Genomic DNA, 23,333 nt, shown 5'->3' on the forward strand with positions numbered 1-23,333 from the left:
AATATTTTTGGTTAATTCAGGTTTAGTGCCCATTACAATAAGGTATAAACCAATATAAAATTTTCTATCTCGAAAAAATAAAAATAAAATGACTTCGAGAAGCTTTCTGAGCTGACTTCGCATCTACCACATTCATCAATCAAATCAAACGCTTCCACATTCATATTATCTTTAAAACTCAAACTTCGGGAATTACACATCTTGTACATCGCTTCTTTGGCACCCCAAATTATAGTGAGCTGTTTCACTTTGCTATCGATCGGATCCACTAACAAAGCCTGTTCTTTCAAATTGGTAAATTTATCTGCAATTCGTATAATTTTTTCGCGCTGCATCTCGATATCAATACCCACGTTATGTGAACTGACTATGATGGCTGAGTACGAGAAAGAATGTGTAATGGAGATAAACTTTCCGTCGTTAAGATGTGGCCTTCCATTTTCATCATAGGTCAAATCCGCGTCTTGATATCCTGCTTCGAACAACAAATGTCGAATACTCAAAAAACCACATTGATGACTGATCGATTTCATATTTTGAAGTCTTTCTGCGCTATTTTGACTCAAAGCAAGCCCGCGCTGTAACGATTCAAAACTTTCGGTAATTTTCCAGACCAACACCTGTGTATGGGTGTTTACTTGTATTGTTTTTTCTAATGGCATCTCGGATGAGTTAAAGCATTGACAACTAAAAACCTCGAAAACTCGTTAACGTCGAATTAAGATTCGCACTACTTTTTTTAAAAAGGAATTCCGTAAGTTTGTATAAAATTTTTGTAAATACAAATATACAACAGATGAGCACAAAAATACCGCCGTTTGTGGCATACAAAGTAAAAGACATTTCTTTGGCTTCTTGGGGAAGAAAAGAAATTGAATTGGCCGAGGCTGAAATGCCCGGATTAATGGCTCTTAGACAAGAATATCATAACGAGCAACCGCTAAAAGGAGCAAGAATTGCGGGTTGTTTGCACATGACTATTCAAACTGCTGTTTTGATCGAAACTTTAGTAGCTCTAGGTGCCGAAGTAACTTGGAGTTCTTGTAATATATTCTCTACACAGGATCAAGCAGCGGCTGCCATTGCAGCAGCTGGCATACAAGTTTATGCTTGGAAAGGCCTAAACGAGGTTGATTTTGATTGGTGTATTGAACAAACCTTGTTCTTTGGAGAAGACAGAAAACCGTTAAACATGATTTTGGATGACGGTGGAGATTTAACCAATATGGTTATTGATCGTTTTCCTGAATTAGTTGATGGAATTAAAGGACTTTCTGAAGAAACTACAACTGGCGTTCACCGTTTGTACGAAAGAGTTAAAAACGGAACTTTACCGATGCCAGCTATTAACGTTAACGATTCGGTTACGAAATCGAAATTTGACAATAAATACGGCTGTAAGGAATCAGCTGTAGATGCCATTCGTCGTGCTACCGATTTGATGTTAGCCGGAAAACGCGTCATCGTTTGCGGTTATGGAGATGTGGGTAAAGGTACTGCTGCTTCATTTAGAGGAGCAGGATCCATAGTTACGGTAACTGAAATCGACCCTATCTGTGCTCTACAAGCGGCAATGGACGGTTTTGAAGTTAAAAAACTGGATACTGTTATCGGCAATGCTGATATCATCATCACAACAACAGGAAATAAAGATATCGTAGTGGGTCGTCATTTTGAAAAGATGAAAGACAAAACTGTAGTATGTAATATCGGTCACTTCGACAATGAGATAGACATCGCTTGGTTAAATACCAATCACGGAGCGTCTAAGGTTGAAATTAAGCCTCAGGTTGACAAATATACCATCAACGGTACAGATATCATCATTTTAGCGGAAGGACGTTTGGTGAACCTAGGTTGCGCCACAGGACACCCATCGTTTGTTATGTCGAATTCGTTTACCAACCAAACCTTGGCACAAATCGAATTGTGGAAAAACAGCGATCAATACGAGAATGACGTATATATGCTACCTAAATACTTAGATGAGAAAGTAGCTCGTTTGCATTTGAATAAAATTGGAGTGGAACTCGAAGTTTTATCTACTGAGCAAGCTGAATATATCGGCGTAACAACTGAAGGTCCATATAAGCCAGAATACTATAGATATTAACTTATCCAATTTGTACCAATAAAAAAGCCACTCCGATAAAGAGTGGCTTTTTTATTGGTATATGCTTTCCGATTTAATATTAAAACCGAACAGTTGTCCTTTATTGCTGGGATTTTATCGCAAAGATACGCAACGACCGATCGAACATATAAAAAAACAATTGATCATCTTTTTGGTTTATGACATCAATGTGTTGATTTACAAATCCGGTTCCATCAACTTTTTGGCTGTATAGATATTTCTGATTTGATAGCGAATAAAGATCAGCTAATAGATAGGGTTCTTTAGTATTAGCGGATAAAACAAAAAGTGTATCCCCAACTGCAAAAGAACCTTTATTAGAATACGCAGTGCCCTCGTTACTATAGGTATACACCCCATCGTGGTCTTGAATTTTCGGAAAAGGCACTTTGTCCAAGGTATTAACAGTCCCTAAATAAAAAGCTTTAGCATCAAACACAAAGACTTTAGATACGAGTTCACAACTAAACAATATATAATCGGAGTTCGAGGAAAAACCACCTTTGAATGCTAATTTATTTTTTAAATCACGTTCCTTTTTCTCCTCAAAAACATGCACCATTTGTACTTGTTTAGTTTTCCGGTTGTATGTAAAAAAACCGGTTTGTATTAGATCGTTCAGCTTATACTCACCAAAGAAAAGAAACTGTCCATAATCATCTAATAAAAATGTATTGAACAATATAACATCTTTCAACTCTATTTTTTCTACATAATTAGTTATAGGTTCATACACTATCCAACTATTAAAATTCGAAAAAACCAAAGTATCATTTCTTACATCCACAAGATTTTCGTAATCAAAGGGAATTGGGAACTTTTCGCGTTGTTGTCGACTTATAATCTCAATATTTTTGGCTACACGATCTATTTGCAAAACATCACCTTGTGAAGCAGCACTTAGAAAGCTGCCTTTTTCTGCATCAACCCCATAAACAGGCAAAACATCCAGGATATTCTTTTCTATCGTTCGATCAAAATAATACTCTTTCTTATCCAAAGAAGGCAACGATTTTAAGACAATCGCCAATATAGAAAAGCCAATAATTACTAACCAAAATCTATTATTTAGTATTTTCATTCTTCTCCAATTTAACCAAGGTAATTAATGCTATAATAATCATATTAATTATAAGATGATACTCGTACTTCAAACCATTTAAAATACCTCCGCAACCACAAACCTCATAACGCCCTGAAAGTTGTAAATAAATGATGTAAATAGTAAATAAAATCATCATAACGAGAGAAATCGTCATTCCTAATTTACGGCGCCATATCAATAACGCGACACACAGTAACTCCATACCAATAGCGGCATAAGCAACTAAAGGCAAGATATCATCTTTAAAAAGTCCTGTTTTTATCAAATTGAACTTAAAGTCGTCTAAATTCAGGAATTTATTTGCCGCAGTATACGAAAAGAAGATAATTAAAAACGAAGATACTATGACTGTAAAATATTTCTTTTTCATTTTTTAAATAGAATAAAAGACTAATCACTTTTGCTGTTAACAACAGAATGATTAGTCTTTTTATATTGATACTATATTCTAATAAATACCGCTTTTCAACTTTATAAATCATATTGATCTAATAAATTTTCAAATAAAAACGCTTCAATTAGAATAAACTTTGACTCCTAGAAAGTATTACGGAGTCACGCTAAAGATCGTATTACTCTCGATCATATCATTCAAATGATAACTACGATCAGTATCAAAAGGAATATGAGGAGTGTATGGACCAGTAGGCGCACCTGGTACAAGTGGAGGAAGAGGTGTTATAGGTTCCAGCATTTTTATAGTTCCCCAACGTAAAATTTCGACAGAGGGTACACCTGGAAAAGTTCTATAAGAACAAACATCTTTCCCTGTTTCATAGCAAGGCAATGAAACTACCCTGCTATTGGCATTCATCACATTCGAAGAAGCAAATGTTGCCAATGAAACACCAACAACAGCTAAACCTAAATTAAAAATTTTTGTCATAATAAATATAATTTAATAGTTAATATTCTTAAAAATAGACAAAAAACAAATGCCAAAAATTTCATTTAAGATAATTTTAACAAATAAATGTTAAGAAATAGCGCTCAAACCCAATGGAACAAGCAAATACCACTGCCGATCTAAATCCATCATGAAGTTACTAAATCTGTATACAACACAGAAAACATTATAAACTCATAAACAACTTACTAACTTTAAAACAAACCTTCTATAGAATCCCTATCACTTGAATATACCCCATTATAGAGAAGAAAAAAATATAGAAGTATACTAGATGCATAAATCCTCCCTAGTAATCAGATCGAATTAATAAAATATTACACCTAAGTGATACTGTATGTCCCTATAGAAGAACTTGTACTTGGTACATTAAAATAGCTAAGAAGATGATGAGAAAATAACAGCGAGCAGAATTATAGATTAATAAAAACTTTCTATTACAAAAAAGCTAGTTCACTATTTTCAACAATAGCGTACTAGCCTTTTCAATTATGGTGTAATTGCCATTCTAAATCTAAAACGTCCTACTAATATATCTATCAGGGATTAAAAAACACAACATATGGTCTACGTTTAATAATTAACATTACTATCTGCAGAATGCAACTGTGAATCTGATGACCTATCGCACGTAAATCAGACCTTCTTCTCCTCCTACAGCATGATCTAAATGAAGATCACCCTTCTTAATTGGAACGTATATATCTATAGGACGATCAATCCAAGGATCAAACTTAATAGGAGGCTTTAGAGTCCCCCATCTAAGCACTTTAAATTGACCGTTTCCAATATCCATAATAGTACAAGCATAACTACCTCCATCTGTACAAGGTGATTCATATACTGTCCCATTTGCATTCATCATCCCTGAAGATGCGAAAGTTGCCAATGAGATACCTACAACGGCTAATCCTAAATTTAAAATTTTTGTCATAATAAATAATTTTAATTATTAATAAATACAATATAGAACAAAAACTTACTATATTCTTAAATATTAACCAAAATTTAATACAACATAGTCGTTGAACTTACAGTATATTTAAAACAAGTAAATAATAAAACTGAACTAACAAGCGGCACTAAGCCCATTAAAATTCGCGGCACTTCAATACTTTTAATTTCGCTTATTAATGATATCTCCTTAGAATGCATAACCCTTTACTACAACTAAAATCACTGCAGATCCAAGCTTAATGCTATTTTTTTAGATATAATATACACATAACGACCACGGTTTCTTATTGATACTTACTGGGACTAAGAACCGGCATTAAAACTATGGAAACCAGAACAAGGACGATCACTGCGAATTAAGACAGGTCAATGATCCTAAAAGTACAATTCATCCTCTCTTCCAAACAGAACATTGAAAACGTTAAAATAAAAAAAGGGCTACTCCAAATGAATGGAGTGGCCCTCTTTTAAATAAATTAAAATCCTTTAAAGCAGTAAATTATTTACTAAAAATTACTTTACCGTCTTCACTGGCAAAACTATCTGAATCGCTCATATAGTTAAAAACAGTATATTCCATACCATCCAACTCTATAGAAGGACTAATAACAATACTGCTATGATTAAATCCGACACCAACACCTAGATTCTCATTTACAGATTCAGTTTTATCTGCAGACAAAATTCCTGCAAAACGAGTTCTTGTACCATAAGTAACATTGTATGACTTCACATTACCAGATTCTTGCAAGGAAAGCTTCTTCATCCTTCCAAAGCGACTAATCGTTACGAAGTTTCCAGCCAATGAGCCCCAATCTTCTTCATTTGCTTTTTCAAATCTAATTGGCACGTGTTGGCGATTGCTTTGAAAATCTATACCGTCATTAGACTTTCCATAATACAGCCATTGGAAATCACCCAAATAGCCTTTTCCTCTCAACTGTGGAATAGGAAAATTACTATTATCTGATAATAGATGTACTCTATTATAAGTATTGAAAACCAAACTCATTGTACTTCCTAACTCTAAAGCATACTCACTATTATACACTGATGTATCATTGTTAAAATCGGAAGCCATTGAGACTTTAAACCCTTCTTCAAACTTAATAAGATGAGTAAATCCACCTAACAAACTATTGTCTGTAAAATAAACAACCTTCCATCCATATTCAGAATCCAATAAAGTTTCCTGAAGCTCAGCACGTTTTTCTTCAAGACGGCTATCCGGATTTTTATCAAACAACATATCAGGATCGTTATCTGTACAACCTATTAAAGTAGTACTTAAAGCTAAAGCTAATAGTCCACTTTTTAAAAAATTAAATTTCATATATATTTTAATTAAATTAATTGAAATTACCAGCAATTACTTCCTTAGTCTTTCTATCTGTGATCGCACAAAGCTCATAGAAATCAATTTTAAAAGAACGCTTAAAGTAGTCAACAATGATTGCTTCTTTTTCTTTTAATGCTTTTTTACTCTCTGCGCTTTTTACGTTATCAATAATTGCATTATACGCATTGATATCCACCAACATAGCAGCGGCCATTTCAGCAAAATCTTCATCTGCATTTGATCTAGAATAAGCAGAAATAAAACCTTCCTCTCTTGACTCAATATCATTGTAATTTTGCCAGTTCGAATTGTAGCCTGATCGCGTTATTGCAGCATACTTCTCAATGTTATATTGATTTTTCTGATTTAGAATATGGATATACTCATGTTGAATTGTATGTACAAAATTTTTAACTTGACTAGCATTAGTAATATTTAAAGAGTTGATAATAAACAATACTATTCTATTTCCCTGATCAGCTAATCCAAGAGTTTGAGTACCTTCCTTATTCATGTTAGGACTACCAATTAAATGGATTTCTTTAGGAGAGATATTTCTTACAAAAGATTCTCCACCAAGTTCGTTATAGGAATCAATCCAAATTTTACGAACAACATTCATAGCTGGCTTTACTTTAATAGGATCTGCAGGGTATAACCATCGGCTATTATCTGCTTTAGTTGGATCCCATTTATAAGACACATTAATATTGAATTTATTCTCTGCTGTAAATTCATCAAATAACCATTGATCCAACTCAGTTCTAAATTCCTCGTTAGTATCTAATCTACTTTCACCAAGTGAATCTTCCTTTTGACAAGAAGCAAAAACAGTAGCAACTACCCCAACAATCAAGAATTTTTTAACAAAATTATATTTTTTCATAATATACTATTTATTATTATCTAACATTTGGTTTCAATCCTGCAGCAACAACGTGGTCAGGAATTTGCATCACTCTACGTAAATCATCTTTAACTAAAACCTCAGTAGACAATCCCATTTTGTGATTTACAACTAAATTAAATCTCTTTATATCAAACCATCTGTTACCCTCGTGAATTAAATCTCTTCTTTTAGCTTCTGCAATTGCTTTAACAAAAGCAGCTTGCTCATCTGTCATAGAATAAAATGGAGAAAACTCACTTGAAGCAGTTCCATATTTACTCATGATCATTGCTTTAGTTAGTTTATCAGTACCAGCAACATACCCATCAGTTCTAGTTCCTATAAAGTACTCTAACTCAGATAAAGCCTCGTCTAATCTATTAGTCATCACTAAAGCTTCAATTCTATTAAGATACAATTCATCATTGCTAAATAAAATAACTCTATAGAAAGCGAAACCAGTACCTGCAGTTGGATTAGTAGTTTTAAAATACTCATTCACCTTTGGAGCCAAAGCATTGTCTCTATTCCCGACATTTAATGGAGCATCATAGTAGAATTTCTTACCCAAAGGATTAGTTGCTCTACCCATAATTTCATTAAAGGACAAAGATGTAGAGGAATATCTGTCAAACATAAACGTTCTCATATATGCAGAAGGAACCGTAGAAACCAATAAATTCGTTTCTCTTTGAACTCCACTATAATCACGAGTTTGTTCTTCTACAGACGCAATTTTGCTTTCGAATTTCCAGTCTCTAATAATTCTCGGTTTTGAACCTAAATCTGACGAATATTCCAACACTTTATCAAATTCTCCTTTCGTCAAATAGAAACGAGCTGCAAAAGCTTTACCAGCAGCTAAACCAAAATGATATTTAGGTTTAGCGTTTTTATCAGTTCTTTCCCCTGCATTTTTTAAGCCCTCTAATAAATCCGCTTCAATTAGATCATAAACTTCTTGAACAGTATTTCTAGTATAGTTAACAATTAAACTACTTTCAACAGCTTTAACGTAAGGAACACCTAGATCAGATGAAGCAGTATTTGGGTCATAATTCTTAGCCCAAACATTTACTAACATGAAATGAGCATAGGCTCTACTCAATAGAGCTTCCGATTTCAACAACCTCAACCTTGGAGTATCCTCTAAAGCATCGATAGCCTCTAGAGCTTGATTAGCATATGCAATCGCACCATAACAAGCATCCCAATATCCTGACGGAGAATCAGTATTCACTAATTTCCCAAGTTCCCAAGTATAATATAAAGTATTCTCTTGACTACCCAAAGAGGTATTCATATTATCTGTTGTATTATCAGACATCGCCTCTAAAAATGTATAAGGACATGACATCGGATAGGCACCAACTAACAATTCAGACACTTTATCTTCCGAATCGATCAAAGTACGATTATCTGGCACTTCTGACAAATAATCATCACAACTTGCAAAACCAACCATTGTCAATACGCAAGCAAAAATTTTAATTTTTTTCATCATCTATATTATTATAATGCTACGTTAAGCGTTAAGGTATATTGACTAGTTATAGGCATAGCAACACCACCCGTTCTAAAGAACTCCGGATCTTGACCTCTTAATTTTTTATCAGAATAAATTAACCAAGGATTTGTTGCCATCAATTTTAAAGAAAAAGCAGAAAATCCTAAATTTTTCTTGAAATGGTCAGGAAATTCATAACCTAAAGAAATGTTTTTCAATCTAACAAATCCACCATCTGCAACACGTTGATCAGAGTAATTATAAGTATTGTAAGCAACACTTAAAGCATTCTCCGTGTAATTCGTTTGCATCATTTTATCTGCTATAACTGGGATATTAGTTATCTTCTCATCTCCAGGAACCATCCATCGATTCTCAAAATCTTTAGTAAATACATCCAAGTCACCATAAGAAGAAGAGTAACTAGGATTTAACCTAATTTTATTACCCCCTGATGCTACAACAAAGATATTTAATGACCAATTATTGAAATTAAAAGTATTCGATAAACCTAAAGATTTATTAGGCTCAATAGCACCTTCATATTTCAAATAACCTGTAATGTTTTGTCTATCCTGGAAATAAGCTCCAGCAATATTATCAGTTTCACCATCTGCTTGAATATACGTAGGTAAACCTTGATCTGTTAAACCAGTAAACTGGTATGAATAAAGTGCATTTCTAGGACGTCCAACAACATTTCCTCCAAAACCAGACACCAATTCATAAGCAGTAGGTTTATTTTGAAGAGATGTAATTTCTTGATTGTAATACGATGCATTAATCGTTGTGGACCAAGAAAACTGATCTCCAACTATATTACGTGTCGTCAAACTTAGCTCCACACCTTTTGTAGTCATATCCGCATTGTTACCCAACTTAGTTTTTTGACCACCAATACCAGACGTTGTAACAACATCAATCAAATCAAAAGCTTTTCTCTGGTACACATCAGCTACAATTTGAAGTCTGTTATGGAATAAACCTAAGTCCATACCTATATTCGCCTCATGTTGTTTTTCCCAAGTTAAATCCGCATTTTGAAGATCTTCGATAGACAAACCTACTTCTCTGTCTTCTTGCAATTCTCTATCAGTAATATAACTCTTATAAATAGCTAATGAATTCGTAGCCGGACCTGCAGTAGCAGTTAACCCATAAGAACCTCTAAAACTCAAATTACTAATCGTTTCAGAATCTTGCAAAAATTTCTCTTCAGACACATTCCATTTACCTGATGCTGTCCATGTTGGCAACCAACGATTAGAACCTCCTAATCCCTGTCTATTTGACCCATCATAACGACCTGTACCAGAAACGGTATAACGTCTATCGTAAGTATAAGAGATTTTTCCAAAGTAACCAATTGTTCTCTCTCTTTCTTCAAAATAGCTAGCAAGAGTCCCTCCTTCATTAATCACTTTCTGTAAAATTCTAGGATCAGTATTTAAAATCATCCCGCGATCAAACATCACTCCATAATCAGTTGAGCTATTACTTTCTCTATCAACATATCTCAATTCTGTCCCTGCAAATACATCTACCTCATGAATATCATTAAATGTTTGACTGTAAGAAATACTATTTCTAACATTATAAGACAATAGATCATTACTGAATTTTCTTCTTATACCTCCTTCTGTCAAAACAGGAACTTTAGTCGCGCTAGGATTATTTGGATCCGTATACAAGAAAATATTAGCTTTAGTAACAATAGGAGTTTCATTAGCGTTATATGCTCCGACTACGTTAGATTGCTCATAAATATCATGAGTTCTTCGTGTATCCGCATAACGCGCTGAAGCACTTAAATTATAAGTAACTTTTGGCAAAATTTTATATTCAGCATCAATTTGAAACTTGATGTCTTTCACATCAATATTCATCATATTATTATCCAATTCCTCAAGGATATTAAATGGTGCCCAGTTCATTCTATTATACTCTAAGTTACCATTTTGATCGTAAGCACGAAGTGTTCTACTTGTGTTTAATGCATAACTAAATGGATTTAAATCGAAATTACGTGAAGTACCTCCATTCACCACATCCTTTTCACTATCATAACTTCCCGGTGCTTTTTGATCACGAACCGAAGCCATAGAAGATAAAGCAATGGTCAATTTATCATTTACATAGAATGTAGATTTTAAATTCATCGTCAAACGGTGAACCTCATCTGCCAAAGTCCATCCCGGATCTGTATAATAACCTACCGAAGCAAAATATGAATTATTCTTACCCCCCCCTGAAAAACTTAAGGAGTGATTCTGAGTTATTGAAGGTCTAAATAATAATTTAAACCAATCCGTATTTGCTTTTTCATAAGGTTGTAAAAACTTATTTTTTGAAGCTTGAGTATTTAACAACGTATTGTTATCAATAGCTTGATACATTTTTGTATAAACCCCTCCATATCTACCTTGCGTAGATGAAGGCATTCCCAAATAACCTTTTTTATCTAGCTCTTGTAAAATACTCATATTTCCTTGAGAATCTAAGATATCAAACTGTGCATAAGTAGGAACCGTTCTCACAGTATTTTCCATAGAGTAAGTAACACTTAAAGGAGTTTCTCTACGTCCAGATTTTGTCGTGATAACAACCACACCATTCATTGCACGTGAACCATAAATTGAAGTTGCAGAAGCATCTTTAAGAATCTCGATACTCAAAACATCACTACTATTTAATCCAGCGATAGCAGAACTCAACAATGTCTCTGAGTTTCCAGAAGCTAAATCCTCGAAACTAACATTAACAATATCTTCCTGAACTACACCATCAATAACCCATAATGGTTTTGTATCTCCCATAATAGATGAAGAACCACGAACCGTAATTTTAGGAGCCGCACCAAAACTACCTGTAACGTTCTGAACGTTAACACCCGCAGCCTTACCTTCAATCATACGACTTACATCAGGTACTCCTTCAACTTTTAATTCTTTTTCTGATATTCTACTAGCAGCACCTGTAAAAGTTCTTTTATTAACTTTTTCGTATCCTGTAGTAACAATTTGAATTGCTCCTAATTCTTCTGACAATTCAGCCAATGAAGCATTAACTACACTTCTGCCTTGCAATTTGACTTCTGAGGATTTATACCCCATAAATCCGAATACCAGAATGGCATTTCCATCTTTGACTGTAATTGAATAATTACCGTCTAAATCTGCACTGACACCATCTTGAGTGCCTTTAATTAGAACGCTTGCTCCTGGGAGAGGTAAACCATCTGCCGCTGAAACAACCTTACCTGTAACCTTTCTTCCCTGTGAATACGCCTCTTGAACAGTCAAAAGGGTCAACAACACTAGAAAGAAATTGAGTACAATTTTCCTCATGTTTTATTATTTTTAAATTGTTTAACAAACAAATAACAAAAAATCCATATATGCTAATTTTGTGTTATTTTTTTTTATAGTTTTTTTCTATTATAGAGAAGTTAAATCTTAACATTTAAAAGCGCTGACAGCCTATTTTACTTTCGTAATTTATACCGCTACCATCGCTAAAAAAAACATTAATAATACCCCAATACTATATAATAATTTTGATCAAAAAAAAAGACCTTACGCAATCTTGTGCGCAAGGTCTTTTTTATTTAATCAATCCCGAAAGTTCTATTTCTTCAACAAATCTCTAATCTCCGCAAGCAACTGTTCTTGAGACGGACCCGCTGGTGCTGCTGGCGCGGCATCTTCTTTCTTCTTCAATTGGTTGATACCCTTGACTAAGAAAAATACCACTAAAGCCAACAATAAAAAGCTAATCAATACCGTAATAAAGTTACCATACGCAAAAATAACCGCCCCTTCTACAGCTCTTGCATCTTTCAACGCAGCGCCTTCAGGAACCGTCCCCTTCAACACATAATAGATATTACTAAAATCCGGTGTACCGATAATTCCCGATACTAAAGGCATTATCAAATCATTAACAACACTGTCAATAATTTTCCCAAAAGCACCACCGATTATTACCCCTACTGCCAAGTCCATTACATTTCCTTTAACAGCAAACTCTTTAAACTCTTTTACGAATCCCATACCTTTATGTGTTTTAATTTACGCTAAAGTAATAAATTTTCATTTCAATAGTAAATAATTTCTTAAAAAAAGTTTATTCTTGATAGAAAATTCGCTTAACCCTTTGCGAAATGCTAGTCATAATTTCATACGGAATGGTCCCCAATTTTGTAGCCAACTCGGTAACAGGAATTTCCTTGCCGAAAATAATCACCTCATCGCCTTCTTCGCAATCCATTCCAGACACATCCACCATCATCATGTCCATACAAATCGAACCAATAATAACGGCCTTACACTCCTTAATATATACATAACCTTTTTCATTGCCCCAAGCCCTCGGAATTCCATCGGCATAACCAATCGGAATAGTCGCTATTCTAGTCAAACCTTTGGATCTGAATTTTCGTCCATATCCGACACTTTCCCCATCATCTACCGTTCTTATTTGTAAGATCACCGTTTTTAAAGTACTGACGTGTTCGAGTTGTGCAGTTTCTACAGCATCATTTCCTACACCGTACAATCCAATCCCCAAACGAACCATCTCCATTTGATGTTCCGGAAAATTATAAATTCCCGAGGTATTTAAAATATGCCTAATCGGACTAATTTGTAATCCCTCCGAAATTCGCTTACTCTGTATTTTAAAGTCAGCAATCTGTTGTAAGGTAAAGTCTCTATATTCTTCAACATCACTAGATGACAAATGAGAAAATATGGTTTTAACCTCCAACACATTTGTCGGTTTTAAAATACTTATCAATTCTTCTATATCTTTTGATATAAATCCCAATCGATGCATACCCGTATCCAACTTTAGATGAATCGGGTATTGGTAGGCATTCTTTTCTTGAGCAAATGCCAAAAAAGTTCGCAATTCCTTTAATGAATATATTTCGGGTTCTAAGTCATAAGCAATCATAGCTGAGAACGCACTTATTTCAGGATTCATTACTATAATAGGCAATTGAATTCCCGCCTTTCTCAAAGCGATCCCCTCATCGGCAAAAGCCACTCCTAAATAATCTATTTTATCATGTGCAAGCAGTTTGGCAATTTCAAAACTGCCGTTGCCATAACCAAAAGCCTTGACCATAACCATGACTTTGGTTGTCGGCTTCAATTTGGACCTATAAAAGTTCAAATTGTGTCGAACAGCATTTAAATTTATTTCCAAAACGGTCTCATGTGTTTTTTCTTCCAATAAACTGCAGATCTTCTCAAAGTGAAAGCCACGAGCCCCTTTAACCAAAATCGTTTCTTGTTGGAAATCGTCCATGGAAAACTTCTGTAAAAAGGCATCCGTACTGACGTAGCCATAAAAATTCTTTAATCCCGCTAAGTATTTAGATATCGCCGGACCTATTCCTATAACGCGATTAATTTTATTGGATTCCAACAAAACGTGTACTTGCTGATATAATTCCTCCTCAGGCAAACCACTTTGAAAAATGTCAGAGAGTATAACTGTTTTAGTTGGTTGGGTTTTGTGTTTTTCCAAAAAATCCAAGGCGATTTTCAGCGACTGAAAGTCGGCACTATAACTGTCGTCAATTAAAGTACATTGATGAACACCATTTTTAACCTGTAATCGCATTTCGACGCGATACAGTTTAGACATACGCTCGGCTATAACAGTTTGGTCGTATTTCAAATATAAAAGTGTTGTTATACAACAAGCCATATTGGATAAAGATACCGAATCGTCAAATGGAACACCTACCTCAAATTCACTTCGAGAAGTTTTAACGAGCAGTTGGCCTCTGTTGGTTTTACTAAATAAAACATCGGCAGTATTGCTGGTAAAACTCCATGAAAAAACTTTTTTACGATTTTCATCAGCTAGCAACGGAGCGAGGTCCTCTTCTAAAATTATGGTATCGGCATGGACAAACAGTTTAAATTTCTCATTTAACTTCTCATCCTGATCGACAAAACCTTCGTCGTGATCTGTCCCAATAGAAGTCAATATTCCGATAGTCGGTTGAATGATTTTCTCTAGAACGCGCATTTCATTTACAGTGGAAATACCCGCTTCAAAGATTCCGAAATTGTGTTTGTGATCGATCCCCAAAACAGATAAGGGAACCCCAACTTGAGAATTATAACTCTTCGGGCTTTTGATTACGTTATAATCCGGATTGATTAAAAAATTCAACCACTCCTTGACTACTGTTTTGCCCCGACTCCCTGTAATTCCAATTACCGGAAAAGCGAATTGGCTGCGATAGTAAGCTGCATATTCCTGAAAAGCCACTAAGGTATTGGATACTATAAAATAAGATACATTAACTATAGGAGATGCAGGTACTTTAGAAACCACAAAATTCACAACTCCTTTTTGGACTAAATCACTTATAAATTGATGCCCGTCATGATGCTTCCCATCTAAAGCAAAAAATAGGGTTTGCTCGTTATTTTGTAAAGACCTACTGTCGATAGATACGTGGGTGAATACCAATTCCGTTGCTTCTCCTAAAAAACTAGCAGACACTATTTTACAAAAATCCGATACTTTTATTCTCATTACTTCCTTATGCTTATAAATTGCCTATCAAAGTTAAGGTAAAACACATAAGAAACCAGAGAATCTCGTTAGTTTTTAAAATTTTTAAACACCAGCGAGATTCTCGTTTTTAAGCCTAAACAAAGGTATAATCCACTCCTGTTACCTGCGATAATAAGGTGTCTGGTCCATCTAAAATAACCGCCGCCTTTGGAGGTGTAGGCGTTACCGGACTATTTGTTTTTAAATAAGCCAACAGCGCATCGTGCAAAGTGGATTCCGTATTAAATGCTTCGCGAACGTTTCTCATACGGCACAACATATCATCGGGATCTCCCTCTCGTTCACAAGCCAAAATTTTATAGTTTTTTTGCACATCCAATGGCAATCCGCCTATAACAACTGTTTTAATTCGTTTTCCATGAGATTGAAAAGCTTCGAAGGTCACCTCCATGCCTTTAAATTTAACCATCCATCCTCCGAATCGTTGAACTGCATCAGCGGCAAATACATTGTTTAATTCTTTTTCGAGCCAATTTTGAATTTGTAATCCCGACACCTTTCCGATTCTAATCGTTGAATCTACTGGTAGCATATCAAATATAAAACCATTGGTTATTGGTATATTACCCGTGTGATCTCGAGTGATATTAGGCGGACAAAAACGAAATCCGTTGGATAAAACCACATCTACCTCAGGATGCTTAGCATGTAAGGCTTGTAATACCAAAGTATCAATGGGATTTTCGACAACAAAATAGCGATATAAGGGTATTGTACTGTAACCGACAATCTTATTAATGCTTTCAGCATAAGGCTTTTCGACCGAAGTCACCAACTTTTCAACGGCACTATCTGGGGTAATTTTAGCAGCGGTTACTTCTAGCAATTCATAATCATCACGAATTACTTTTCCATTTTCCACGTACAAATCAAGCTTACCAATAAAGGAACCAAATGCTCCCGGCTCTACTACTTTTGCGTATTTACAAACGATTGGTTTTCGAACCCGTTCATGGGTGTCGCCTCCAAAAATATAATCAACACCTTGACAAACTGGATTGTTTGCCAACGCAATCTGTTGTGACAAACCCAAATGAGCAATCATAATCACATAGGCACATTGCTCTTGATTTCTCAATACATCGACATAATGAGCTAAGTTTTCAGCTGGCTCAGTATAGACTATACCGTCGCTATACATGGGCGATTGCCGTAAAGGCACCAAGGGATCCGTATAACCTAAAAAGCCAATTTTCACTCCTGCTGTATGCCAAATATGATACGGTTGAAAAATCAACTCCCCACGCTGACCATTTTTTAAATCGTGGTACATATTGCTACATATTTTAGGCGCATTTAAAGCTCCCATCAATTGTTGCATATTTTTTTTACCGTAGACTACCTCCCAATTTCCCGGTAAAAAAAGATTATAATTCATCTGATTCAAAATCGGAACAAAGGCTTTTCCTGTGGTCTGGACAGCCAATTCACTACCTTGAAACATATCACCGGTATCCAAAGTAAAATTATTGGGACTTTCCTTTCTCAACTCCTTGAGCATACCAGCCAAATAGGCATATCCCCCAGTTTTACGATAAACAGCTGCATCGTTTTCCCAAAACAATTCATCATGAGGGTGAAGTTGACAATGCACATCAGTCGTTTGGAAAATACTAATTTTTTCTACTCCCTTATCCTTGTCTAATTCGGATTCAGTTTTTAATTTATCAGTCGTAGCATTGTCCGCATTGGCGAAACTTACAGTTGGCAATACAGCAGTCCCCAAGCCCATTACTCCCATTGCTTTTATAAAACTCCTTCGATCTTTCATGGTTTTGTTTTAAAAATTACTCTTAATATAACTCCATCCTTGTTCTTGCTTCTGAATGATTTCTGCAATTCCAGAAGGTACATACTGCATCTTACCTATTATAGCTTCTTTAGCAATACCCTTTTGCTTTAGGGTATTCTCACAGACTTGAAAAACGACCCCTTTTTCTACTAATAAGTACAATTCGGATTGGAGCGTTGTTTTTTCCGACTGCACTAGACTTATTCCTGGCCCGTGTATCACCACATGTATCACCACATCTTCTTTCCAAAGATTAAGCAAATTGTTTACATTATTGATCAATCCCTTTTGTTCCTCAATAGTGGAACTGGTCATCTGAAAAACCACTCGGTGCCTTGGTAGTTTTTCTTGTGCCTTTACGGGGCCTATCAACATCAATAAGATACTGAATACTAGTATTTTTTTCATTTTTGTAATTTTAATCAATATCCGAAATAAATATTGATTTCATTAAGTTTTTCAAAACTAAGCCCTTCAAGCTGGATCTGCAGTAACAATTGTTACAAAAGCGCTTTTTATAGTGCTTTGTAGCAAATGTTACCGTTGACGCTTTTTTTTATGCGTTACTTTGTTTTTTAAATATATAACTATGAATGCCATTTTAGAACCCTGGCCTTGGTATGTGGGAGGCCCCATGATTGCGATTACTTTGATTAGCTTACTTTACTTAGGAAAGTCCTTTGGTTTTTCATCGAATTTACGCACACTATGTTCGATGGCTGGTGCTGGAAAAAACTGTGAGTTCTTCTGCTTTGATTGGAAGGCACAATCTTGGAATTTACTCTTTTTAGTAGGAACCATCGCTGGTGGTTTTATTTCCTATCACTATTTGAGTTTACCAGAAGTGGTAACTCCTTTAAGCGAAACCACTATTACTAAACTGCATGATTTAGGCTTTAATAGCGCAGGTCAAGCATACATACCAACTGAATTATTTGGTGTAACAGCATTCGAATCACCTAAGCAAATACTGTTATTATTGTTAGCGGGTCTACTGGTTGGTTTCGGATCTCGCTATGCTGGCGGTTGTACATCCGGACATGCCATATCCGGTTTGAGTAATTTTCAATTACCATCGTTATATGCTGTAATCGGATTCTTTGCAGGAGGACTTATCATGGTACACCTGATCTTCCCTTTTATTTTTTAAATCTATAAAACACTATAAATGAAAAAATTAATTTACTTAATACTTGGTATTTTCTTTGGAATAGCCATGTTTAAATCTGGAGCTTCCTCGTGGTTTCGCATTTATGAAATGTTTCAATTTGATTCGTTTCACATGTATGGAATCATTGGTTCCGCTTTGGTCATAGCCGTAGCAGCTGTGCAAATCATCAAAAGAAAAAACATCAAGGATGTGACGGGAAATCCAATTGTTTTTCAAGACAAGAAAAAAGGCTTTGTTCGTTATGTGGTTGGCGGAACTATATTCGGATTGGGCTGGGCGCTTGGAGGTGCATGCCCGGGACCGATGTTTGTATTGCTAGGAGCTGGATTTTTTCCAATCGCTATTGCCATTATTGGCGCCTTATTAGGCACCTGGATTTACGGCCTGATTCAAAATAAACTTCCTCATTAGCCTATCGCATAGGCTCACTGGAATACGCAATAAGGATGGAAGCGATATCCTTTTGCGAAACGCAGTGAGCGAAAGATAAAGCGGACAGCCTGGGCCGAAGGCATTGCCAAAATCAGCTTTGATTTTGCCAATATTCTGCCTACAGGTTTGTAAGATGGATAAAATAACGCTATTTTTAGCCTCTATTAATTTGCTTATACCTTTTTTATGAATCACGTGATACGAGAAGCTTATGGTGCTGTTTTTGAAGATGCTTTGATTGAAGAGTTAATCGAAATATCGACTATTTACGATTTTGAGGAAGGCGATAAATTGATTGAAATTGGCGAATACATCAAGAAAATGCCGCTATTATTACATGGCGCTATCAAAATTATGCGCGAAGATAAAGATGAGGGTGAATTGTTGTTGTACTTTATTGAAAAGGGAGATACCTGTGCCTTTACGCTCATTTGTAGTTTGGGAGAAAAACGCAGCGAGATTCGTGCTATCGCAGAAACTTCCGGTTCCCTAGCGATGGTACCCGTTTCAAAAATGGAAGAATGGATGGGCAAATATCGCAGTTGGCGCAATTTTGTATTGAACAGTTACAACAACCGTTTGTCAGAGATGTTGGTCGCAGTGGATAATTTAGCTTTTATGAAAATGGATGATCGCTTATTGAGCCATTTGCAAGAAAAAGCAAAAATAAACAACAGCACAATCATCAACAACACCCATCAGGAAATCGCTTACGAACTCAATACCTCGCGTGTGGTCATCTCGAGACTGCTCAAGAGTTTTGAGAATGACGGCCTGATTCGATTGAATCGCAAAAACATAGAACTCTTACATTCAGAAAAGTAACACATCACGCTTTTAATTCCCCGTGTGTAACTCAGGTTACTGCAAATGATTCAAAAGCTTTGTAATTTTACATCAGTTAACCATAAGGACCTGAAATCACCTTAACCGTGCTTTTGCTAAAAATGCCACGTGTATCTGACTCCTTTCAGCCATCCTTAATTTAAAATAATATTGAAAAATGAAAATAGAACAAATTTACACAGGATGTTTGGCTCAAGGAGCCTACTATATAGAAAGTGAAGGAGAAGTAGCCATTATAGACCCACTTCGCGAAGTACAACAATACATTGATAAAGCCACGGCTAGCGGTGCTAAAATAAAATATATTTTCGAGACCCATTTCCACGCAGATTTCGTTAGTGGACATGTGACCCTGGCACAAAAAACTGGGGCTCCAATTATTTATGGACCTACAGCTAGTCCTACCTTTGAAGCACATATTGCGACAGATGGAGAGGTTTTCAAATTGGGAAAAATTACGCTAACAGCGTTGCACACGCCTGGACATACTATGGAAAGTACGACTTACTTACTTAAGGATGAAAATGGACATGATCACGCTATCTTTAGTGGAGACACTTTGTTTTTAGGTGACGTGGGACGCCCTGACCTGGCTCAAAAGGCAACAAGTATGACCCAAGAAGAACTCGCAGGGACGCTTTTTCACAGTTTAAGAAACAAAATCATGACCTTGGGTGACCACGTAATCGTATATCCTGCTCATGGAGCTGGATCGGCATGCGGAAAAAACTTAAGCAAGGAAACCATCGGAAATTTAGGCGAACAGAAACAAACCAATTACGCTTTGCGCGCCGATATGACGGAAGCGGAATTTATTGCAGAAGTCACCGACGGCTTACTACCTCCTCCTAGTTATTTTCCGTTGAATGTTAAACTCAACAAAGAAGGCTACGAGGATGTTGAGAAAATCATTCGAGAAAATCAAGCTTTAGATCCAGCAGCTTTCCAATTGGTAGCTGATGAAAACACAGCCCTAATTTTAGATGTTCGTTCGGTTTCTGATTTTGCTCAAGGACATATTCCAGGTTCCATTTTTATCGGTATTGACGGACAGTTTGCCCCATGGGTAGGTGCACTAATTACCGACATACAACAACCTATAGTTATCGTAGCCCCAGAAGGACGTGAAGAAGAAACTATTGTCCGCTTGTCAAGAGTTGGTTATGATAATTCTCTAGGATTTCTTAAAGGAGGCTTTGATGCTTGGAAGAAATCAGGTCTGGAAATTGATACGGTAGATCAAATCAGCGCGGAAGAGTTTGCCAATAAAATGCACCAAGAAGAATTGAATGTCTTTGACGTCCGCAAACCCGGCGAATTTGAAGCATCGCATTTGGAAGTTGTTAACCACATCCCCTTAGATGTTTTAAACGAACATTTAGCCGATTTCCCAACAGATCAACCTTTTTACATACATTGTGCTGGCGGTTACCGTTCTTTGATCGCTGCGTCGATTTTAAAAGCAAGAGGTTATCACAACATGATTGATGTTATCGGAGGTTTTGCTTCGATCAAACAAACCGATTTAAAAACGACCGAATTCGTTTGCCCTTCAACTTTAAAGTAATCAGTGATCCGTAATCAGTAATCAGTGATTAGATGTTGTAGGAAAAGAAATTACATAAGAACACCAGCTTAAATGACTTTTATTACCCCCTGTTTTTATCCTGGTAAAAACAGGGTTTTTTTATATAATCCTACTGAAAGATCAAGCCATAAAAAAAGCCAGAAGCAAATGCTTCTGGCTTTTCTATTTTATAAGGAGTTTTTATATAGAAATACTTCGTCTGCACCACTGAGCACAAACAAAACTATTAATTAATCGTTTAATTTTAAAACTGCCATAAATGCTTCTTGAGGAATCTCTACGTTTCCTACTTGACGCATACGTTTCTTACCTGCTTTTTGTTTTTCAAGTAATTTACGTTTACGAGAGATATCCCCCCCGTAACATTTAGCCGTTACGTCTTTACGCAAAGCTTTTACCGTCTCACGAGCAATTACTTTAACTCCAATTGCCGCTTGAATTGGAATATCAAACTGCTGACGTGGAATCAATTCTTTTAGTTTCTCACACATCTTTTTACCGATATGGTGTGCGTTGTCTTCGTGTATTAATGCAGAAAGTGCATCTACAATATGTGCGTTTAACAACACATCGACTTTTACCAATTTAGAGGTACGCATTCCTATAGGAGCATAATCAAAAGAAGCATAGCCCTTGGATACGGTTTTTAGACGATCGTAGAAGTCAAAAACGATCTCAGCTAATGGCATATCAAAAGACAACTCCACACGCTCCGGCGTCAAATAATTCTGATTGGTGATCAATCCCCGTTTCTCGATACACAAACTCATTACTTGACCTACGAAATCCGATTTGGTAATGATCGTCGCCTTGATATAAGGCTCCTCTACACGCTCTAATTTAGAAGGTTCAGGTAAGTCTGATGGGTTGTTGACGATTAACGGTGTATCTGGATTTTTCTTGGTATAAGCCAAATACGAAACGTTGGGTACTGTAGTAATCACCGTCATATTAAATTCTCTTTCCAAACGTTCTTGGATGATTTCCATATGTAGCATTCCCAAGAATCCACAACGGAAACCAAAGCCCAATGCTGCAGAACTCTCTGCGGCAAAAACCAAGGAAGCATCGTTTAACTGTAGTTTCTCCATAGAGTTTCTCAACTCCTCGTAGTCCTCCGTATCTACCGGATAAATTCCAGCAAATACCATTGGTTTTACGTTTTCAAAACCGGCAATCATATTTTGAGTTGGCGTTTTAGCATCGGTAAGTGTATCCCCTACTTTTACCTCTTTAGCCTCTTTTATTCCAGATATCAAATACCCAACATCTCCTGTAGAGATTTTCTGTTTTGGGGTTTGGTTTAATTTTAGGGTTCCAATTTCATCGGCGAAATATTCATTACCAGTAGCCATGAACTTGATTTTTTGCCCTTTTGAAATAGAACCATTAATCACGCGGAAAATAACTTCAATTCCACGGAATGGATTGTAAACCGAGTCAAAAATCAAGGCTTGTAACGGCTCCTCAGGATCTCCTTTTGGAGGAGGAATTCGCTCGATAATTGCTGCTAAAATATCTTCAACTCCCAGTCCTGTTTTTCCAGAAGCTGGAATAATATCTTCGTAATCACACCCTAAAAGTTCCACGATATCATCACTTACTTCTTCAGGGTTTGCACTTGGTAAATCAATCTTGTTTAAGACCGGAATGATTTCAAGATCATTCTCCAATGCCAAATACAAATTGGATATGGTTTGAGCTTGTATACTTTGTGCTGCATCAACAATCAATAAAGCCCCCTCACAGGCTGCAATCGAACGCGATACTTCATAAGAGAAATCTACGTGTCCCGGAGTATCTATCAAGTTAAGAATATAGTTTTCTCCCTTATACATATATTCCATCTGGATGGCATGAGACTTGATGGTTATACCACGCTCTCGCTCCAAATCCATATTATCCAATAATTGGGCTTGCTTCTCTCTTGACGTAACAGTCTGGGTAGCGTCCAAAAGTCTATCTGCCAAGGTACTTTTACCGTGGTCGATATGGGCAATAATACAAAAGTTTCTTATGTTCTTCATCGTCGTTCAATATCTGTTGGTTCCACTGCGCGGAGA

19 protein-coding genes are annotated in these 23,333 nt (G+C 36.1%); 5 read left to right on the forward strand and 14 right to left on the reverse strand.

What is annotated here, in order from left to right; all coding sequences use genetic code 11:
* Positions 1–32 precede the first annotated feature (32 nt).
* Positions 33–662 carry a 4'-phosphopantetheinyl transferase superfamily protein gene (locus tag L1275_RS03735; RefSeq protein ID WP_253469911.1) on the reverse strand — a complete coding sequence of 210 codons (630 nt, stop codon included), beginning with the start codon at positions 660–662 and terminating at the stop codon, positions 33–35.
* Positions 663–796: 134 nt separating this feature from the next.
* Here L1275_RS03735 and ahcY point away from each other — a divergent pair, with 134 nt between their 5' ends.
* Complete coding sequence (gene ahcY / locus L1275_RS03740; protein WP_253469914.1) at positions 797–2,113, forward strand: adenosylhomocysteinase; 1,317 nt, start codon at positions 797–799, stop codon at positions 2,111–2,113.
* A gap of 100 nt (positions 2,114–2,213) precedes the next feature.
* On the opposite strand, the gene L1275_RS03745 is transcribed toward ahcY, so the two are convergent.
* The 12 genes from L1275_RS03745 to L1275_RS03800 all read right to left on the reverse strand — a co-directional run bounded on the left by L1275_RS03745 (position 2,214) and on the right by L1275_RS03800 (position 17,641).
* Positions 2,214–3,215, reverse strand: a complete 1,002-nt coding sequence (locus L1275_RS03745; RefSeq protein ID WP_253469917.1) for a hypothetical protein — start codon at positions 3,213–3,215, stop codon at positions 2,214–2,216.
* A complete protein-coding gene (locus L1275_RS03750; RefSeq protein WP_253469920.1) occupies positions 3,199–3,609 on the reverse strand; it encodes a MauE/DoxX family redox-associated membrane protein in 411 nt (136 codons plus the stop codon). Before L1275_RS03750 ends, L1275_RS03745 begins: the two co-directional genes overlap by 17 nt.
* 177 nt (positions 3,610–3,786) lie before the next feature.
* Positions 3,787–4,125: a hypothetical protein gene (locus L1275_RS03755; RefSeq protein WP_253469923.1), complete on the reverse strand. Its 339-nt coding sequence runs from the start codon at positions 4,123–4,125 to the stop codon at positions 3,787–3,789.
* Positions 4,126–4,768: 643 nt separating this feature from the next.
* On the reverse strand, positions 4,769–5,080 hold the full coding sequence (locus L1275_RS03760; RefSeq protein ID WP_253469926.1) for a hypothetical protein: 312 nt from the start codon (positions 5,078–5,080) through the stop codon (positions 4,769–4,771).
* A 522-nt stretch (positions 5,081–5,602) separates the two neighbouring features.
* On the reverse strand, positions 5,603–6,436 hold the full coding sequence (locus tag L1275_RS03765) for a DUF4302 domain-containing protein (protein WP_253469929.1): 834 nt from the start codon (positions 6,434–6,436) through the stop codon (positions 5,603–5,605).
* 16 nt (positions 6,437–6,452) lie between these two features.
* Positions 6,453–7,328 carry a substrate import-associated zinc metallohydrolase lipoprotein gene (locus tag L1275_RS03770; protein WP_253469932.1) on the reverse strand — a complete coding sequence of 292 codons (876 nt, stop codon included), beginning with the start codon at positions 7,326–7,328 and terminating at the stop codon, positions 6,453–6,455.
* Between the two features lie 16 nt (positions 7,329–7,344).
* Complete coding sequence (locus L1275_RS03775; RefSeq protein ID WP_253469936.1) at positions 7,345–8,796, reverse strand: RagB/SusD family nutrient uptake outer membrane protein; 1,452 nt, start codon at positions 8,794–8,796, stop codon at positions 7,345–7,347.
* 47 nt (positions 8,797–8,843) lie between these two features.
* On the reverse strand, positions 8,844–12,185 hold the full coding sequence (locus tag L1275_RS03780) for a SusC/RagA family TonB-linked outer membrane protein (RefSeq protein WP_253469939.1): 3,342 nt from the start codon (positions 12,183–12,185) through the stop codon (positions 8,844–8,846).
* A 279-nt stretch (positions 12,186–12,464) separates the two neighbouring features.
* Positions 12,465–12,890, reverse strand: a complete 426-nt coding sequence (gene mscL / locus L1275_RS03785) for a large conductance mechanosensitive channel protein MscL (RefSeq protein ID WP_253469942.1) — start codon at positions 12,888–12,890, stop codon at positions 12,465–12,467.
* Positions 12,891–12,963: 73 nt separating this feature from the next.
* Positions 12,964–15,399, reverse strand: a complete 2,436-nt coding sequence (locus L1275_RS03790) for a bifunctional UDP-N-acetylmuramoyl-tripeptide:D-alanyl-D-alanine ligase/alanine racemase (RefSeq protein WP_253469945.1) — start codon at positions 15,397–15,399, stop codon at positions 12,964–12,966.
* A gap of 115 nt (positions 15,400–15,514) precedes the next feature.
* A complete protein-coding gene (locus L1275_RS03795) occupies positions 15,515–17,212 on the reverse strand; it encodes a bifunctional UDP-sugar hydrolase/5'-nucleotidase (RefSeq protein WP_253469948.1) in 1,698 nt (565 codons plus the stop codon).
* A 9-nt stretch (positions 17,213–17,221) separates the two neighbouring features.
* A complete protein-coding gene (locus L1275_RS03800) occupies positions 17,222–17,641 on the reverse strand; it encodes a DsrE family protein (RefSeq protein ID WP_253469951.1) in 420 nt (139 codons plus the stop codon).
* Between the two features lie 181 nt (positions 17,642–17,822).
* On the opposite strand from L1275_RS03800, the gene L1275_RS03805 reads away from it, so the two are divergent.
* From L1275_RS03805 to L1275_RS03820, 4 genes are all read left to right on the forward strand, one after another.
* Positions 17,823–18,383, forward strand: coding sequence for a YeeE/YedE family protein (locus L1275_RS03805; RefSeq protein ID WP_253469954.1), 561 nt, complete (start codon positions 17,823–17,825; stop codon positions 18,381–18,383).
* Positions 18,384–18,401: 18 nt separating this feature from the next.
* Positions 18,402–18,815: a YeeE/YedE family protein gene (locus L1275_RS03810; RefSeq protein WP_253469957.1), complete on the forward strand. Its 414-nt coding sequence runs from the start codon at positions 18,402–18,404 to the stop codon at positions 18,813–18,815.
* A gap of 207 nt (positions 18,816–19,022) precedes the next feature.
* A complete protein-coding gene (locus L1275_RS03815; RefSeq protein WP_253469960.1) occupies positions 19,023–19,661 on the forward strand; it encodes a Crp/Fnr family transcriptional regulator in 639 nt (212 codons plus the stop codon).
* Between the two features lie 178 nt (positions 19,662–19,839).
* Positions 19,840–21,249: a rhodanese-like domain-containing protein gene (locus L1275_RS03820; protein ID WP_253469963.1), complete on the forward strand. Its 1,410-nt coding sequence runs from the start codon at positions 19,840–19,842 to the stop codon at positions 21,247–21,249.
* A gap of 251 nt (positions 21,250–21,500) precedes the next feature.
* Here L1275_RS03820 and lepA read toward each other — a convergent pair whose 3' ends face one another.
* Positions 21,501–23,297, reverse strand: a complete 1,797-nt coding sequence (gene lepA, locus L1275_RS03825; protein ID WP_253469965.1) for a translation elongation factor 4 — start codon at positions 23,295–23,297, stop codon at positions 21,501–21,503.
* Positions 23,298–23,333 lie beyond the last annotated feature (36 nt).

Source organism: Flavobacterium sp. HSC-61S13 (assembly GCF_024171535.1).
GTDB lineage: Bacteria > Bacteroidota > Bacteroidia > Flavobacteriales > Flavobacteriaceae > Flavobacterium.

Bases quoted from the DNA above. Each gene is read 5' to 3' on its own strand.
- L1275_RS03735 (WP_253469911.1), bottom strand. From the start codon at position 662: ATGCCATTAGAAAAAACAATACAAGTAAACACCCATACACAGGTGTTG.
- ahcY (WP_253469914.1), top strand. From the start codon at position 797: ATGAGCACAAAAATACCGCCGTTTGTGGCATACAAAGTAAAAGACATT.
- L1275_RS03745 (WP_253469917.1), bottom strand. From the start codon at position 3,215: ATGAAAATACTAAATAATAGATTTTGGTTAGTAATTATTGGCTTTTCT.
- L1275_RS03750 (WP_253469920.1), bottom strand. From the start codon at position 3,609: ATGAAAAAGAAATATTTTACAGTCATAGTATCTTCGTTTTTAATTATC.
- L1275_RS03755 (WP_253469923.1), bottom strand. From the start codon at position 4,125: ATGACAAAAATTTTTAATTTAGGTTTAGCTGTTGTTGGTGTTTCATTG.
- L1275_RS03760 (WP_253469926.1), bottom strand. From the start codon at position 5,080: ATGACAAAAATTTTAAATTTAGGATTAGCCGTTGTAGGTATCTCATTG.
- L1275_RS03765 (WP_253469929.1), bottom strand. From the start codon at position 6,436: ATGAAATTTAATTTTTTAAAAAGTGGACTATTAGCTTTAGCTTTAAGT.
- L1275_RS03770 (WP_253469932.1), bottom strand. From the start codon at position 7,328: ATGAAAAAATATAATTTTGTTAAAAAATTCTTGATTGTTGGGGTAGTT.
- L1275_RS03775 (WP_253469936.1), bottom strand. From the start codon at position 8,796: ATGGTTGGTTTTGCAAGTTGTGATGATTATTTGTCAGAAGTGCCAGAT.
- L1275_RS03780 (WP_253469939.1), bottom strand. From the start codon at position 12,185: ATGAGGAAAATTGTACTCAATTTCTTTCTAGTGTTGTTGACCCTTTTG.
- mscL (WP_253469942.1), bottom strand. From the start codon at position 12,890: ATGGGATTCGTAAAAGAGTTTAAAGAGTTTGCTGTTAAAGGAAATGTA.
- L1275_RS03790 (WP_253469945.1), bottom strand. From the start codon at position 15,399: ATGAGAATAAAAGTATCGGATTTTTGTAAAATAGTGTCTGCTAGTTTT.
- L1275_RS03795 (WP_253469948.1), bottom strand. From the start codon at position 17,212: ATGAAAGATCGAAGGAGTTTTATAAAAGCAATGGGAGTAATGGGCTTG.
- L1275_RS03800 (WP_253469951.1), bottom strand. From the start codon at position 17,641: ATGAAAAAAATACTAGTATTCAGTATCTTATTGATGTTGATAGGCCCC.
- L1275_RS03805 (WP_253469954.1), top strand. From the start codon at position 17,823: ATGAATGCCATTTTAGAACCCTGGCCTTGGTATGTGGGAGGCCCCATG.
- L1275_RS03810 (WP_253469957.1), top strand. From the start codon at position 18,402: ATGAAAAAATTAATTTACTTAATACTTGGTATTTTCTTTGGAATAGCC.
- L1275_RS03815 (WP_253469960.1), top strand. From the start codon at position 19,023: ATGAATCACGTGATACGAGAAGCTTATGGTGCTGTTTTTGAAGATGCT.
- L1275_RS03820 (WP_253469963.1), top strand. From the start codon at position 19,840: ATGAAAATAGAACAAATTTACACAGGATGTTTGGCTCAAGGAGCCTAC.
- lepA (WP_253469965.1), bottom strand. From the start codon at position 23,297: ATGAAGAACATAAGAAACTTTTGTATTATTGCCCATATCGACCACGGT.